13 protein-coding genes are annotated in these 15,565 nt (G+C 64.6%); 7 read left to right on the top strand and 6 right to left on the bottom strand.

All coding sequences use genetic code 11. The features are described 5' to 3' along the window. The first annotated feature begins 72 nt into the window (after positions 1-72). On the top strand, positions 73-447 hold the full coding sequence (locus PCJ49_RS04550; RefSeq protein ID WP_269909929.1) for an Mth938-like domain-containing protein: 375 nt from the start codon (positions 73-75) through the stop codon (positions 445-447). Here the strand turns inward: PCJ49_RS04550 and hpnE are convergent. The 3 genes from hpnE to PCJ49_RS04565 form a co-directional block, all read right to left on the bottom strand. Continuing rightward, the gene (gene hpnE, locus PCJ49_RS04555) at positions 444-1,694 is read right to left on the bottom strand and encodes a hydroxysqualene dehydroxylase HpnE (protein WP_269909930.1); all 1,251 of its coding nucleotides are present in this window, start codon (positions 1,692-1,694) and stop codon (positions 444-446) included. The two genes, PCJ49_RS04550 and hpnE, sit on opposite strands and share 4 nt — an antisense overlap. Positions 1,695-1,702: 8 nt before the next feature. Beyond that, on the bottom strand, positions 1,703-3,466 hold the full coding sequence (locus PCJ49_RS04560) for a squalene/phytoene synthase family protein (RefSeq protein WP_269909931.1): 1,764 nt from the start codon (positions 3,464-3,466) through the stop codon (positions 1,703-1,705). A 170-nt stretch (positions 3,467-3,636) separates the two neighbouring features. Beyond that, positions 3,637-4,263 carry a superoxide dismutase gene (locus PCJ49_RS04565; RefSeq protein ID WP_153203675.1) on the bottom strand — a complete coding sequence of 209 codons (627 nt, stop codon included), beginning with the start codon at positions 4,261-4,263 and terminating at the stop codon, positions 3,637-3,639. Between the two features lie 217 nt (positions 4,264-4,480). Between PCJ49_RS04565 and PCJ49_RS04570 the strand changes: the two genes are divergently transcribed. Beyond that, positions 4,481-5,326: a phytoene/squalene synthase family protein gene (locus PCJ49_RS04570; protein WP_269909932.1), complete on the top strand. Its 846-nt coding sequence runs from the start codon at positions 4,481-4,483 to the stop codon at positions 5,324-5,326. Here the strand turns inward: PCJ49_RS04570 and PCJ49_RS04575 are convergent. Genes PCJ49_RS04575 through PCJ49_RS04585 form a run of 3 tightly spaced genes read right to left on the bottom strand, consistent with a single transcriptional unit; the run spans position 5,323 to position 7,761 of the window. Beyond that, positions 5,323-6,063 carry a nucleotidyltransferase domain-containing protein gene (locus PCJ49_RS04575; RefSeq protein WP_269909933.1) on the bottom strand — a complete coding sequence of 247 codons (741 nt, stop codon included), beginning with the start codon at positions 6,061-6,063 and terminating at the stop codon, positions 5,323-5,325. The genes PCJ49_RS04570 and PCJ49_RS04575 overlap by 4 nt on opposite strands. After that, on the bottom strand, positions 6,060-6,560 hold the full coding sequence (locus PCJ49_RS04580) for a CinA family protein (RefSeq protein ID WP_269909934.1): 501 nt from the start codon (positions 6,558-6,560) through the stop codon (positions 6,060-6,062). The genes PCJ49_RS04575 and PCJ49_RS04580 overlap by 4 nt, the downstream gene beginning before the upstream one ends. Before the next feature lie 22 nt (positions 6,561-6,582). Beyond that, positions 6,583-7,761, bottom strand: a complete 1,179-nt coding sequence (locus PCJ49_RS04585) for a bifunctional 2-C-methyl-D-erythritol 4-phosphate cytidylyltransferase/2-C-methyl-D-erythritol 2,4-cyclodiphosphate synthase (RefSeq protein WP_269909935.1) — start codon at positions 7,759-7,761, stop codon at positions 6,583-6,585. Between the two features lie 247 nt (positions 7,762-8,008). Here PCJ49_RS04585 and dusB point away from each other — a divergent pair, with 247 nt between their 5' ends. The 5 genes from dusB (at position 8,009) to PCJ49_RS04610 (ending at position 15,561) form a co-directional block, all read left to right on the top strand. Next, positions 8,009-9,025, top strand: coding sequence for a tRNA dihydrouridine synthase DusB (gene dusB / locus PCJ49_RS04590; protein ID WP_269909936.1), 1,017 nt, complete (start codon positions 8,009-8,011; stop codon positions 9,023-9,025). Continuing rightward, positions 9,025-10,146, top strand: coding sequence for an ATP-binding protein (locus tag PCJ49_RS04595; RefSeq protein ID WP_269909937.1), 1,122 nt, complete (start codon positions 9,025-9,027; stop codon positions 10,144-10,146). Before dusB ends, PCJ49_RS04595 begins: the two co-directional genes overlap by 1 nt. Before the next feature lie 3 nt (positions 10,147-10,149). Beyond that, complete coding sequence (gene ntrC / locus PCJ49_RS04600) at positions 10,150-11,598, top strand: nitrogen regulation protein NR(I) (protein WP_269909938.1); 1,449 nt, start codon at positions 10,150-10,152, stop codon at positions 11,596-11,598. A gap of 261 nt (positions 11,599-11,859) precedes the next feature. Then, entirely contained in the window at positions 11,860-14,166 is a 2,307-nt protein-coding gene (locus PCJ49_RS04605; protein WP_269909939.1) for a PAS domain-containing sensor histidine kinase, read from the top strand. Between the two features lie 6 nt (positions 14,167-14,172). Then, positions 14,173-15,561, top strand: a complete 1,389-nt coding sequence (locus PCJ49_RS04610) for a sigma-54 dependent transcriptional regulator (RefSeq protein WP_089286813.1) — start codon at positions 14,173-14,175, stop codon at positions 15,559-15,561. The last annotated feature ends 4 nt before the right edge of the window (positions 15,562-15,565 follow it).

Consider the following 15,565-nt stretch of genomic DNA (forward strand, 5'->3'; position numbering starts at 1 on the left):
GGCCCGCGCAGCCCTTGGGAACAGGGGTAACGCGGGCCTTGTTATATCGGACATACACAGCCGAGGTATCCGATGGATGTGACCCCGATCATCCCCGCCGACCGTCAGGTGATCGACACCTATGGGCCCGGCATGTTCCGCGTTTCCAACCGGCTGTATCAGGAGCCGGTGATCGTGCAGCCGGACGTCACCCACCCCTGGGATGTCAGCGGATTCGCCGGCCTGACGCTGGAGAGCTTCTCCTTGATCACCCAGGCCGACCCGAAGGTGGAGGTGTTGCTGCTGGGCTGTGGGGCTAAGATGCAGTTGCTGCCATCGGCCCTGCGCAAGGCGCTGCGGGAGGCCGGCGTGGTGGTGGATGTGATGGACAGCCCCGCCGCCTGCCGCACCTATAATGTACTGCTGGCCGAAGGGCGGCGCGTAGCGGCGGCCCTGCTGCCGGTTTAAGTCCGTACCAGCCGGGCGGCGCGCTGTCCCGATAGAACCGCCCCTTCAATAGTGGCAGGCAGGCCGGTATCGGTCCAATCCCCTGCCAGTACTAAATTATTCAGGCCCTTCACCTGCGAACCGGGTCGACGCGCTGCGTTGGCCGGCGTGGCAGCGAAACCGGCCCGCCGTTCCTTGATGATACGGCAGGGCGGGCAGGGGGCGTTGGGGGTCTGCAACAGGCGGGCAATATCCGCCCACAGAATTTCCCTCAGTTCGTCAGACGGTTGGTCCATCCACCGGTCGGCGGCGCTGACGGTGACCGACAGCACATCGCCCCGCCGAAACAGCCATTCCGCCACCCCGCCCACCAGCCCGATGAAGGGCGGAAGTGACGGTACCGGCGCAGGCAGGCGGAAATGGGCGTTCAGAATGGCGCCATGGTCCAGCGGTACCGTCAGGCCCGGCAGCAGTTCCGCCGCCGTCGATGCGGGTACCGCCAGCACCACGCGATCCTCTGGCCCCAGGCCCAGGGGCCCGGCGCTGAAATCCAATGCCGTTACCCGCCCGTCCTGAATCGTCAAGCCCCGCAGACGATGCCCAAAATGGATGGTCACATCCCTTGCCCGCAGCCAAGCCAAAGCCGGGTCAATGAAGGCGCCTGACAACCCCGATGGTCCGGCAATATAGGGGCGACAGGCCGCCGGCCCCTTCAACAAGGTACGGCGGAAAACAGACCAGAGCAGAGGGGCGGAGGCGTCGGCCGGGGCTGTGTTGAGGATGGATACCGTCAATGGATGCCAGAGCCGCCGGCCGATCGGGCTGTCCATCGCCAGCACATCGGCCACCCGCGCCCGTTGACCATGAAAGGGCAGGGTGAGCGGGCGCAGATAATCCCACCAGCGCGTACCGGGAACCCGGCTGGCGGGATTGAAAATCCAGCCCGGCCCGTCGCCGGGACGCAATACCCAGCTTTCCCCATTGGCCAGATCGTGAAAGGGCATTTCCACCCGGTCCGGGCTTTCCAGCGCGGCCCGCCCGCCGATCCGGTCCAGATAGGCCAGCGCATGATGATTGGCCCCCAACAGCAGATGGTTGCCATTATCGATCAAGCGATCCAGCAGCGGGTCATGGAAGGACCGGCAGCGCCCGCCCGCCTGTCCGGCGGCTTCATGCAGCGTCACACGCCGACCGGATGCCGCCAGTTCAACGGCGCAGGCCAAACCGGCCAGACCGGCCCCGATAATATGGGTGATGGGCTGGGGCAAGGGGGAGATCAGGGGCGCGGTGGCCGGCCGATGACGCTGCCCGCTGCAATGCGGATCTTTTCCAGCTTGCTGAGCTTTGGCCGACGCAGCAAGGCCGCCGGGCTCCACCCCCGTTGCCGCAGTCGGCGCAGGATGCGGTAATAAAGCCGGATCATGGCGATGGCCGGGCGCAGCGGCCGCACATCGCCCTTCAACAGCGTGGCCGCGCGGCGGAAGGCATCCTCTGTCCGCAGGGCCAATGCCTCGCAGGCGGCGGGAAAGGCCGGGTGGCCCAACACCGCCTGTGGGTCGCGTCTGGCCATGGCCGGATCGATCCCTACCTGCCGCAAGATGTCGGCCGGCATGTAGCAGCGGCCGATGGCGGCATCTTCCGCCAGATCGCGCAGGATATTGGTAAGCTGCAAACTATGGCCGACCGCCACGGCGAAGGCGTCGGCCTCCGGGTCATTGCGCCCGAATACCCGGACACAGAGCAGACCGACGGCACCGGCGACCCGCCGGCAATAAAGCTCCAGAGCGGCCGGTTCCGGTGCCCGCACCGGCCCGTCAATATCCATCATCATGCCATCGACCACTGCCTGCAGCTCCGCTTGCGGCAGCTTGTAGCGGTCGATGGCGGCGGCCAGATCGCGCAAGGGGCCATTGCGTTCCGTCCCTGCCGCCGCAGGGCTGTAAAGCGCATCGACCCGGCGGCGCCATTCCGTCACCGCCACGCGCTTGGCCTCCGCCGTACCGGGACCGTCAGCAATGTCGTCCACGGCCCGGCAGAAGCCATAAATGGCGAACATGGCCTGCCGCTTGTCCGGTGCCAGAAAGCGCAGCGGCCAATAGAAGGTGGAATTCTCCCCCGCCTGTTTGGATAAGGAGGGGCAGGGGCCGCGCCGGGCCGGGCGGTGGGCAATGCCGCGCGCCACCCCTTTCACCACCGACCCCAGCCGGGCAAAGCTGCCCAACTGCACCCGTGCCGCCAGCGGATCATGCAGGCGCAGCCGGCGCGACAGGCTTTGCGCCAGGGAGACGATCACCGCCGCCTCCAGCCGCAAGCCGGTACTGACGACAAGGCCGGGCAAAGCCTCCGCCCGCACCAGCAATTCATCCACCCGGTCCAGCACGCGGTTGATCACCTGCCGCACGGCGGGCGTGGCCTGCCGTTCCACCAGCTGTTCGGCACTGCCCCCCGCCTCATCAAACCAGTTGAGCGGCATGTAGCAGCGGCCAATATCCACCCAATCGGACCGGCAATCCTGAACATGATTTAATATCTGCAAGGCGGTGCACAGCGCATCGGCAGCCGGGGCGGCGGCCATGCTTTCGCCATGCAGTTCCAGCAGGAAGCGGCCGACCGGGTTGGCGGAGTAGCGGCAATAAAGCAGCAGATCATCCCATTGCCGGCAATGGCTGCCCAGAGCATCCCGCCGGAACGCCTGCAGCAATTGGCGGGCGTGCAGGCCGGATACACCGGTCGCCGCCTGGCTGGCCTTCAATTGCAGGGCAGGGGCCAGCCAGGGCTGGTTGCCCACCCCGCTGACCAGGGCCCGTTCCAGCGCGTCCAATTGGGCAATGCGCATGTCCGGTTCAGCCAGCGGGTCATCGGCAATATCATCGGCCAGACGGGCAAAGGCATAGAAGGCCATGACATGCGGCCGCAGCGGGGCCGGAATCAAGCGGGAAGCAACGGGGAAATTTTCCCCCGCCGCTGATTTGCGCAGGCTCGGGCCCCCGGAGGGTATCCCCGGTTGGGCGGCAGGATGGGCGGTGCGGAAATCAGCCATGGGTGCTGCTCGCGGAGGACGGTCGGCACTACTCTGCCAGATCATGGGACGGGGGAGAAGCCACCTCAGCGCCTTAAGTTCCCCTGTGGCGAAAAGCCATAAAAAAGCCCCGACCGGTTAACACGGTCGGGGCTTGCTCAACCTTTTGGGTTAAGACTTTAAGGATGACCTTAGATCACCGAGCCGGCCTTGATCTTGGCCAGACGGGCATTCACGGCATCCCAGTTCACCACGTTCCACCAGGCAGCCAGATAGTCCGCGCGGCGGTTCTGGTACTTCAGGTAATAGGCGTGTTCCCACACGTCGTTACCGAACAGCACCGGGGTGCGGTTGAACAGCGGGGTGTCCTGGTTCGGCTGGGCAACGATGGCCAGCTTGCCGGCGGTGTCGGCGGTGACGAACACCCAGCCGGAACCGAACTGCTTGGTGCCGGCTTCGTTGAACTTCTTCTTGAAGTCCTCAAACGAACCGAAATCGCGGACGATGGCGGAACCAACCTCACCGGTCGCCTCGCCGCCGCCATTCGGGCCCATGATGGACCAGAACATGGAATGGTTGGCGTGGCCGCCACCATTGTTGCGCACGACGGTGCGGATGCTTTCCGGCAGCTCGCCCAGGCGGGCCAGCAGGTCTTCCAGCGACAGGCCATGCAACTGGCTGTGATCAGCCAGGGCATTGTTCAGATTGGTGATATAGGTCTGGTGGTGCTTGCCATGATGCAGACCCATGGTCTGGGCATCGATGTGCGGCTCCAGCGCTGCGGTGTCGTAGCTGAGTTCCGGCAGGGTGAACGCCATGATGGACGGCTCCTGTGGCTGAATGTTGCACCGCCCCAATGATTGGAACGGCCTGACACGGGGTTGAGAGATACGACCGCGGTGACATATGGTCAACCCGCTGCGGTGGCAAAGGTTCAATCATCTCCACAGGATGAACGGACTCTAGGAAAGGGGCGCACCAGCGCCTATAAGCCATGCTTCCAATCCCGTTCCGCCGCCGCCAGAGACCCCCGATATGGCCGAACCGATCCTGAGCGCGTGCGCCGACTCCGTGCGCCGCTACGACCATGACCGGTACCTGACCGCCCTGTTCGCCCCCGCCGACCGGCGCGAAGACCTGTTCGCGCTCTATGCCTTCAATCTGGAGGTCGCCAAGACGCGGGAGGTGGTGAGCGAGCCTATGTTGGGTCAGATCCGCCTGCAATGGTGGCGGGAAAGCATCGAGGGTGCCTATGAAGGCCAGCCCCGCCGGCATGAGGTGGTGGAGCCGCTGGCCGCCGCCATCACCCGCCATGGGCTGGACCGCGCCCTGTTCGACCGGCTGATCGACGGGCGCGAAGCCGATATGGATGATGAGGCGCCGGCCGATCTGGAATGCCTGATCAACTATGCCCAGGTCACCGGCGCCCCGGTGATGCAACTGGCGGCCCAGATACTGGGGGCGACCGATCCGGCCAGCCAGGAGGCGGCGCGGCTGGTCGGCACCGGCTGGGCCCTGACCGGCATCATCCGTGCCGTGCCCTTTCTGGCGCGCGGTCACCGGTCGCGCCTGCCGGCCAATCTGATGATCCAGCATGGCGTGACCGAACCGGCACTCTATGAGATGAAGCCGGAAGCGGGGCTGGCCAAGGTGGTGCAGGTGGTGGCCGATAGTGCTGCCGACCATTTGCGCCGCGCCCGCGCCCTGCGCGGGCAGGTGGCGAAGGCGGCCCTGCCGGCCCTGCTGCCGGCGAAGCTGGGCGACCATTATCTGGGGCGGATCGCCAAGCTGGGCTATGACCCGCTGCACCGCGACCTGCTGCGCCCACAGGTGGGGCGGCAGATCAGCTTGGCCTGGGCGGGGCTGCTAGGGCGCTATTAATCCCCCAACCGCCAGTCCGCCGGGGCCGGCCGGCGGTCGCCGGCCATGAAGCGGCCGCCATAGGGGGCAAGGCAGAGATCCACCAGCGCCAGCACCTCCGATGGGTCTTGATTGGCAAACAGCTCCCCAAAGGCATGTTCGAAGGTGGCGGCCAGCATCGGGTCCAGCCGCATCAAGGCTTTGGCCAGCCCCTTGCCGCTGCCCGTCCAGGCGCCGGCGGCGCGCACAGTGAAATCCGCCAGATCAATGTAAAGCCGCGCCCCGATGGCCAATTGCTCAGCCGGGCTGCGCGGCTGGGCCAGATCGGCGGCAAGGTCGGAGATGGCATAGCGGCGGGAGCGGTTTTCTTCCTCCGGCAATTCGGGCGGGCCGCCATCCAGCACGGCCTGGGCCTGCCGCTTCAATTCCTCAATCAGGCCGGGATCGCCCGCCACCGGCAGGCCATTGGCCACCATGCGGGCCAGCGAGGGCTTGCCCATCTGGCGATCCGCCTCCCAGAAATAGGCCAGCGTATCGGGATCGTGCAGGAACAGTTCCACGGTGATGCCCAGCCGTTCATGCGTCTCCCGCACAGCACTGGGCAAATGGTGATAGACCAGCACGGCATCAATATCCGATCCCGGCCCGGCATTACCCTTGGCAACGGAGCCGGCCAGAAAGGCGGCGATCACATCGGGCTGATCGGTCCATTCCCGCAGGATGGTGTCGGCGATTTCAATGGTGGGCGTGATGCTCATGCCGCGTTCCCTTGGGTGACGGCCAGCGCCAGGGTGAGGGCGCGTTCAACGGTGGCAAGGCGAACCGCGGTGCGGTCGCCGGCAAAGACATGGCGTTCCACCAGTACCGCACCGCCCCGCCGGGCGCGGGCGATATAGACCAGCCCCACCGGTTTTTCCACCGAACCGCCGCCCGGTCCGGCAATGCCGGTGACGGCCAGCGTAACGTCAGCCCGGGAATGGGCCAGTGCGCCCAGCGCCATGGCACAGGCCACCGGCTCACTGACAGCGCCATGATCTGCGATCAGCGGGGCAGGGACACCCAGCATCGCCGTCTTGGCTTCATTGGTGTAGGTGACAAAGCCCCGGTCGACCACGGCGGACGATCCGGCCACGGCGGTCAGGCAGCCGGCAATCAGCCCGCCGGTGCAGCTTTCCGCCGTGGCGATCCACAGGCCCGCCGCCTGATAGGCATCGCGGATATCATCGGCCCGCTTGGTCAGGTGTTCCGGGAACATTGGCCATCCCCCTGTCAGGCGATCAATCCAGCACCAGCGGCAGGCGCACCGTGGCGGCGGCCTGGGCGGCGATGCCTTCCCGGCGGCCGGTGAAGCCCAGCCCTTCCGTCGTCGTCGCCTTCACGCTGACACGGGAAGGATCGATGGCCAGAATCTCCGCGATCCGTTCCACCATGGCGGCCCGGTGCGGGCCGACCTTGGGCCGCTCGCAGATCAGGGTGACATCGACATGGGCGATCACGCCAGCCTTTTCCGCCACCAGATCGGCGGCATGGCGCAGGAATTGCGCGCTGTCCGCCCCCTTCCAGCGCGGATCGGTGGGTGGGAAATGCTGACCGATATCGCCGGCGCAGATCGCACCCAGCAGGGCATCGGTCAGGGCATGAAGGCCGACATCGGCATCCGAATGCCCCTCCAGCCCCTGATCATGCGGGATTTTCAGACCGCAGAGCCAGACATGATCCCCATCATGGAACTTGTGGACATCAAAACCGGTGCCGGTACGCACATCGCCCAGGCCCGCCAGATAAAGCCGTTCGGCGCGGGCCAGATCGTCCTTGGTGGTCACTTTCAGATTATCCGGGTTGCTGGGGACAAGGGTGACGGACAGGCCGGCCTGTTCGGCCACGGCGGCATCGTCGGTCAGGTTCAGGCCGGCGGCGCGGCGATGGGCGATCAGGATATCGGGGAAGCGGAAGCCCTGCGGTGTCAGCGCCCGCCACAGGCCGGTGCGGTCCACCGTGCCGGCGCTGGTAACCTTGGCACCACCCGCATCCCCGCCGCGCTTCAGCGTGTCGGCCAAGGGCGTGGCGGCAATCGCACCCGGTGCCTGTTCCAATGCGGCGATCACCCCGGCGATGGCAGCCCCATCCACCAGCGGGCGGGCGGCATCATGGATCAGCACCAGATCGGGCGCTTGGCCGGCCAGGGCCTCCAGCCCGTTCAGCACACTGTCCTGTCGCGTCGGCCCGCCGGTGATGGGCGGTGGCAGGTCCAGCCCCGCCACCGCCTGTTCGTAAAGGTCGCTGAAGGCCGGATCAATGACGACGCGGACAGCGGTAATCTCCGGCCGGCGTAAAAACGCCTCCACCGTGCGGCGCAGCACGGGCTTGCCCGCCAGTGGCAGATATTGCTTGGGCAGATCGGCCCCGAAACGGGTGCCGCGTCCGGCGGCGACGATCAGGGCAACACAGCTTGGCATCGGGCGACCATGGCAATGGGTGGGATGGCGGAACCTAGCGCGCTTCGACGGCTTCGCCAACCCGTGCCGCACCGGCCGGTTTGCGTCACCGCAGCAGCGGACATGCGGCTGCGCAATATTGCAATTTTCAAACGATATGATAGCGTCTCGCCTAATTTTGATGCATCTGCGAAATATGCCTGTTTTTTAGGCGATTTTGCACCCATATCGGGGCAGTGCATCAAATCGGTGCAAAGGTATCAGCGATATGGCGAAGCGTCTCAACCCCATCCAGATTGGCCCCGTGCGCATTGAGGATCCGGTGATCCTGGCGCCGCTTTCCGGCGTCACCGACATGCCCTATCGCCGGCTGGTGAAACGCACTGGCGCCGGGCTGGTGGTGTCGGAGATGATTGCCAGCCAGGCAATGATCCGCGCCACCCGCGAAAGCCTGCTGAAAACGGAATGGAGCCTGGATGAGGCGCCGATTTCCATGCAGTTGGCCGGGTGTGAGCCGGATGTGATGGCCGAAGCCGCCAAGCTGAATGAGGATCGCGGCGCCCATATCATCGATATCAATTTCGGCTGCCCGGTGAAGAAGGTGGTCAACGGCTATGCCGGTTCCGCCCTGATGAAGGATGAGCCGCTGGCCGGCAAGATCATGGAGGCGACCGTCAAGGCCGTTTCCGTGCCGGTGACGATGAAGATGCGCAAGGGCTGGGACGCCAATAATCTGAATGCCCCGCGTCTGGCGAAAATCGCCGAGGAATGCGGTATTCAGATGCTGACCGTGCATGGCCGCACCCGTTGCCAGATGTATAACGGCACCGCCGACTGGAAATTCATCCGCGAGGTGAAGGAGGCGGTGAAGATCCCTGTGATCGCCAATGGCGATATCAACAGCTTTGACGATGCCGTGCGCTGCCTGGAGGAATCCGGGGCCGACGGCATCATGATCGGGCGCGGCACTTACGGCCGGCCCTGGTTCATCGCCCAGGTGATGCATTATCTGCGCACGGGCGAGATTCTGCCGGAACCGTCGCTGGCCGAGCAGATGCAGATCGTGCTGGAACATTATGATGCGATCCTGGCCCATTACGGCATCGATGCCGGGCTGAAGATCGCCCGTAAACATGTCGCCTGGTATTCCAAGGGCCTGCCCGGTTCCGCCGATTACCGCAACGCCATCATGACCACGGAGAGCCCGGACGTGATGAAGCAGCATATTGCCGGTTTCTATAAGGCGAGCATGGACCGGGGCGTCATCGCGCGGGTGGCCGCCTGATGGCGCGCAGCCCGGTCTATCCCCGCCGCAATGGCGGCGATATTGATCCGACGGCCATTCTGGCTGCCCTGCCGGACCCGGTGATGGTGGTGGATGGCGAGGGGCTGATCCGCTTCATCAATCTGGAAGCCCAGGAATTCTTTGATGTCAGCGCCACCCGCGTCATGGGGACGCCGCTGAGCGAGCTGATCCCGGAGGACAGCCCCGTCTTCAACCTGCTGGATCAGGCCCGCCTGACCCATTCAACGGTCTGCAAATACGGGATCAGTGTGGAGACCCAGCGCATCGGTCCGCACAGCGTGACCATGCAGGCGGCCCCCCTGGGCGATCCGCCCGATCAGGTGGTGCTGACCATCCATGAACGCTCCATTGCCCGGCGGATCGACAGTCAGCTGAACCATCGCGGGGCCGCCCGTTCCGTCGTCGCCATGGCGGCCATGCTGGCGCATGAGGTGAAGAACCCGCTGTCCGGCATCCGGGGGGCGGCCCAGTTGCTGGAAGAAAATGCCAACGAAGATGACCAGATACTGACCCGCCTGATCTGCGACGAGGCGGACCGCATCGTCGCGCTGGTGGACCGGATGGAGGTGTTTACCGATGGGCGTCCGCTGGAGCGCCAGGCGGTGAACATCCATGCCGTGCTGGAACATGTGCGCCGCATCGCCCAGACCGGCTTTGCCCGCCATATCCGCTTTATTGAGAAATATGATCCTTCCCTGCCGCCGGTGCTGGGCAACCGCGACCAGTTGGTCCAGGTCTTCCTTAATCTGGTGAAGAACGCGGCCGAGGCCTGCCCGGAACAGGGGGGGGAGATCATGCTCTCCACCGCCTATCAGCATGGGGTGCGGCTGGCCGTGGCGGGATCAGACAGCCGGATGCATCTGCCCCTGCTGGTCTGTGTGGCGGATAACGGCCCTGGCATCCCTGATGACCTGCGCGTCAACCTGTTCGATCCCTTCGTCACCACCAAGATGAATGGAACCGGCCTGGGTCTTGCATTGGTCGCCAAGATCATCGGTGACCATGGGGGGGTGATCGACTTTGAAAGCGTGCCGAAACGCACGATCTTCAAGGTTTCCCTCCCGGTCACCGGTGCTGGGGTTAACGGAGAGGGTGCCTAAAAAATGGGCGCAACCATTCTCGTTGCGGATGATGACCGGGCGATCCGGACCGTGCTGACACAGGCGCTGACCCGCCTGGGGCACGAAGTGAGAACGACAGGCAATGCCGCCACCTTGTGGCGGTGGGTGCAGGAAGGGGAAGGTGACCTGGTCATCACTGATGTGGTGATGCCGGATGAGAATGGGCTTGATCTGGTCCCGCGCATCAAGAAGCTGCGACCGGAATTGCGCATCATTGTCATGAGCGCACAGAACACGCTGTTGACCGCGGTCAAGGCAGCGGAGCGTGGTGCCTTTGAATATCTACCCAAGCCCTTCGATCTGAAGGACTTGATGGCGATTGTGCAGAAGGCGCTGTCGGCCCCGTTACCAGCCAGCCAGCCAGCCCCTGCACCGCAGCCGGAAGAGGAGGAGGAGAGTCTTCCCCTGATTGGCCGTTCGCCGGCCATGCAGGAAATCTATCGTGTCCTGGCCCGGTTGATGGGCACGGACCTGACGGTGATGATCACGGGGGAATCCGGTACCGGCAAGGAACTGGTGGCGCGCGCGCTGCACGATTATGGCAAGCGGCGGGGCGGCCCGTTCGTCGCCATCAATATGGCGGCCATCCCGCGTGAACTGATCGAATCTGAACTGTTCGGGCATGAGAAGGGGGCGTTCACCGGCGCCACCATGCGGTCAACCGGTCGGTTTGAGCAGGCCCAGGGCGGCACCCTGTTCCTGGATGAAATCGGCGATATGCCGCTGGAGGCGCAGACACGCCTGCTGCGCGTGTTGCAGGAGGGCGAATATACCACGGTTGGCGGGCGCACCCCGATCAAGACCGATGTGCGCATCGTGGCGGCCACCCACCGTGACCTGCGTACCCTGATCCGTCAGGGCCTGTTCCGGGAGGATTTGTTCTATCGCCTGAATGTCGTGCCGATCCGCCTGCCGCCTCTGCGTGAACGCACAGAGGATGTGCCGGCCCTGGTACGGCATTTCTTGAACCAGGCCGCACAGCAGGGCTTGCCGCACAAAAGCGTCGATAACGCCGCCATGGACCGGCTGAAACGCTATCGCTGGCCGGGCAATGTGCGTGAACTGGAAAATATGGTGCAGCGGCTGGCGGCACTCTATTCCCAGGAAATTATCAGCCTGGATGTCATCGACACCGAGCTGGCGGAAACCAACCCGGCCGCTGCCCCCACACAGGAACCGGTGAATGAGGGCTTGAGTGCCGCTGTTGAACGGCATCTGCGGGAATATTTCGCGGCGCATAAAGACGGCATTCCCGCCGCCGGCCTTTATGACCGCATCCTGCGGGAGGTGGAGCGGCCGTTGCTGTCCCTGTCGCTGACCGCGACCAGGGGCAATCAGATCAAGGCCGCCCATATGTTGGGGCTGAACCGCAATACCTTGCGCAAGAAGATCCGTGACCTGGATATCCAGGTGGTGCGCGGGTTGAAGTAAAAGCCGGATTGCCGGGGTACAGGGAACATCCTGTACCCCGGCAGTTTGGAGGGGGAGCAGGGCTTCCCGATCAGTGCTATCGACAGCTGTTCACATTCACCCTGTCCAACCACACCTTGTGGCAGCTTTGTCACGTTGCGGGCTGGCGCATAGTGTAGCTTTCTGGTAACAGTTCTGCTTCGCGCAGGTTCCGTCCAGCCAAGGCAGACGCTTTGCTCCCTACCGGATTGTTTGACGCCATTACCCTTCCTTCGGTGCCGCATGACTGATGTGGCACCCGACCTGACGCCCCCGTCGCAAGGGCTGTGGCGGCGCATTTTCGGCTGGTCACGCGGGCGGCACCTGTCGGCCATTGCGGCGGTGGCGCTGACCATTGCCGCCATTGCTGCCGGTGCCGCCACCTATGCGGCACTGACCGAGACCTTGCCCGTCGGCAATGATCAGAACACCGTCACCCTGTTGCTGACGCTGGATGGCGTGCTGCTGCTGCTGTTGGGGGCGGTGGTGGCAAGGCGCATCGTGGCGCTGTGGGTGGAACGGCGGCGCGGCATGGCGGGGTCGCGCCTGCATATGCGACTGGTGGCCGTCTTCTCCATCCTGGCGGTGCTGCCTGCCATCATCATGGCTATCTTCTCCGCCTTGTTCTTCTATGTCGGCCTGCAAAGCTGGTTCAGCGACCGGGTGCGGCTGGTGGTGAATGAATCCCTGGCCGTGGCCGAGGGATATCTGAAGGAACACCAGCAGACCCTGTCGCGCGATGCGGAGGTGATGCGCAACGACATTGCCCGCCTGCCGCCCTCGATCTATTGGGATCCGCCGCGTTTCCGCCAGTTCTTCCAGATGCAGGCGCTGCAGCGCTCCGTGACGGAAGCGGTGATCTTTGACGGTACCGGCCGGGTGGACGCTGTGTTCGGCCTGGGGTTCGCCTTCGATTTCACCACGGTGAACACCAACGATCTGGAACGCGCCCGCAAGGGTGAGGTGGTGCTGATTGTCAGCGAAAGCGGCAACCGGGTGAATGCCATCATTCTGTTGGATGCCGATTTCGATCGTTTCCTGTTCGTGGGCCGCCCGGTGGAAAGCCGGGTGCTGGAACATATGGACACGACGCAGAGTGCGGTTCAGGAATATCGCCAGATGGAGGGCCAGCGCTTTGCGCTGCAGGCCCGGATGACGGTGATCTTCGTCGGCATTGCCGTGCTGCTGCTGCTTTCCGCCATCTGGATGGGGTTGAACTTTGCAACATATCTGGTGGCCCCCATCGGTGCCCTGATCGCCGCCGCCGACCGTATCCGCGCCGGCGATCTGACAGCGCGCGTGCCCGATACCGGGCTGGAGCCAGAGGATGAGCTGGCTTCCCTCTCCCGCGCCTTCAACCGCATGACCAGCCAGTTGGAAAGCCAGCGCGGCGAGCTGGTGGAGGCAAACAAGCAACTGGACCTGCGCCGCCGCTTCACCGAGGCCGTGCTGGCCGGTGTCTCGGCGGGTGTGCTGGGGCTGGACCATCAGGGCCGCATCAACCTGCCCAACCTGTCGGCGGCGCAATTGCTGGGCGTCGGGGATCCGGCCAGCCTGATCGACCATGACCTGCTGGAAGTGGTGCCGGAAATGGCGGAGCTGATGGCCAGCATCCGCCGCCGCGCCGGCCGGCAGGTGGAAGGGCAGGTACAGATCCGCCGCAATGGCCAGATGCGCACTCTGCTGGTGCGGCTGGCGGCAGAGATCGTGGCCGGGGAGGTGAAGGGCTATGTCGTCACCTTTGACGATGTGTCCGAACTATTGTCCGCCCAGCGCAAGGCGGCATGGGCCGATGTGGCCCGCCGCATTGCGCATGAGATCAAGAACCCGCTGACGCCCATTCAGCTTTCGGCGGAGCGGCTGCGCCGCAAATATCTGAAGGAAATCACCAGCGATCCCGATACGTTCCGCACCATGACGGACACCATCGTCCGCCATGTCGATGATATTGGCCGCATGGTGGATGAATTCTCTGCCTTCGCCCGGATGCCGCAGCCGGTGATGAAGCCAACCGCGATGCAGGATCTTTGCCGACAAGCGGTGGTGCTGCAGGGCTCCGCCTATCCGGCGATCCGCTTCCAGGCAGCCTTGCCGGAAGCGCCGCTGCTGCTGACCTGTGACAGCCGGCAGATTGGTCAAGCCCTGACCAATCTGCTGAAAAATGCCGGTGAATCCATCGAAGGCCGGATTGAGGAAACGCCCGCCGGCACCGATGCACTGCCCGGTGAAATCACCCTGCGCCTGACGGTGGAGGATGAGCGGGTGTTGCTGGCGGTGGAAGATAATGGCAAGGGCCTGCCGGTCACGGAGGAACGTGACCGGCTGACCGAGCCCTATGTGACCACGCGGGCCAAGGGCACCGGCCTTGGCTTGGCGATTGTGAAGAAGATCATGGAAGATCACGGCGGTGCGCTGCTGCTGGAGGATCGGCCGGGCGGTGGTGCCCGGGTGACCCTGGTGGTGCCGCGCGGCATCGAAGCCACGGGCGCGCCCGTTCTCGATGCTGCCGCCGACCGTGACGCGATGACCGCCGCCGGGCGGAGGGGTTGAGGAAAAATGCACGACATTCTCATCGTCGATGACGAAGCCGATATTCGTATGCTGATTGCCGGCATCCTGGAGGATGAAGGCATGGGCACCCGCGAAGCGGCGGATGCCGATCAGGCCCTGGCCGCCGTGGCACAGCGCCGCCCCAGCCTGGTGATCCTGGATATCTGGCTGCAGGGCAGCCGGCTGGATGGCCTGCAGATCCTGGCGGAACTGAAACGTGACCATCCGGATGTGCCGGTGGTGATGATTTCCGGCCATGGCAATATTGAAACGGCGGTCTCAGCCATCAAATCCGGCGCCTATGATTTCATCGAAAAGCCGTTCAAGGCCGACCGGCTGCTGCTGCTGGTGGAACGTGCCATCGAGGCGGCCCGGCTGAAGCGGGAAAATCGGGAACTGCGCCTGCGCACGGGCGTGGAACTGGACCTGATCGGCCGGTCGCTGCCGATCAACCAGATGCGCCATTCCATTGAAAAGGTGGCCCCCACCGGCAGCCGGGTGCTGGTTTCCGGCCCGCCGGGCAGCGGCAAGGAAGTGGCCGCCCGGATGCTGCACGCCCGGTCGCGCCGGGCCGACGGGCCGTTCGTGGCGCTGAACTGCGCCACTATGCGGCCCGACCGGCTGGAGGTGGAGCTGTTCGGCACCGAACATGCCAGCGAGGGTGGCGGGCGCAAGGTGGGTACCTTTGAACAGGCCCATGGCGGCACGCTCTATCTGGATGAAGTGGCCGACATGCCGCTGGAAACCCAGGGCAAGATCGTGCGGGTGCTGCAGGAACAGACGTTCGAGCGGGTGGGCGGCACCTCCCGGGTGGAGGTGGATGTCCGCGTCATCGCCAGCACCAACCGCGACCTGACGGCGGAAATCGAACAGGGCCGCTTCCGGCAGGATCTGTTCTACCGTCTTTCCGTCGTGCCGCTGAAAATGCCGGCCCTGCGCGAACGGCGGGAGGATATACCCCTGCTGGCCCGCCATTTCATGCAGCGCACGTCGGAATCCGCCGGCCTGCCCATCCGCGTCTTTGGCGAGGATGCCATGGCAGCACTTCAGGCCTATGACTGGCCGGGCAATGTGCGCCAGTTGCGCAATACGGTGGAATGGCTGCTGATCATGGCGTCCGGCGATGCCTCGGAACCGATCCGCGCCGACATGCTGCCGCCGGAAATCGGCGCCATCACGCCGACGGTGCTGAAATGGGAGAAGGGCGGGGAGATCATGGGCCTGCCGCTGCGGGAGGCGCGTGAAGTTTTTGAACGCGAATATCTGTTGGCCCAGGTGACACGCTTCGGTGGTAACATCTCCCGCACCGCCAGCTTTGTTGGCATGGAGCGGTCAGCCCTGCACCGCAAGCTGAAGTCGCTGGGTGTCCATGGTTCCAAACTGATCGTGGAGTAAGCCC

Source organism: Niveispirillum sp. BGYR6, from assembly GCF_027568365.1.
Lineage (GTDB): Bacteria > Pseudomonadota > Alphaproteobacteria > Azospirillales > Azospirillaceae > Niveispirillum.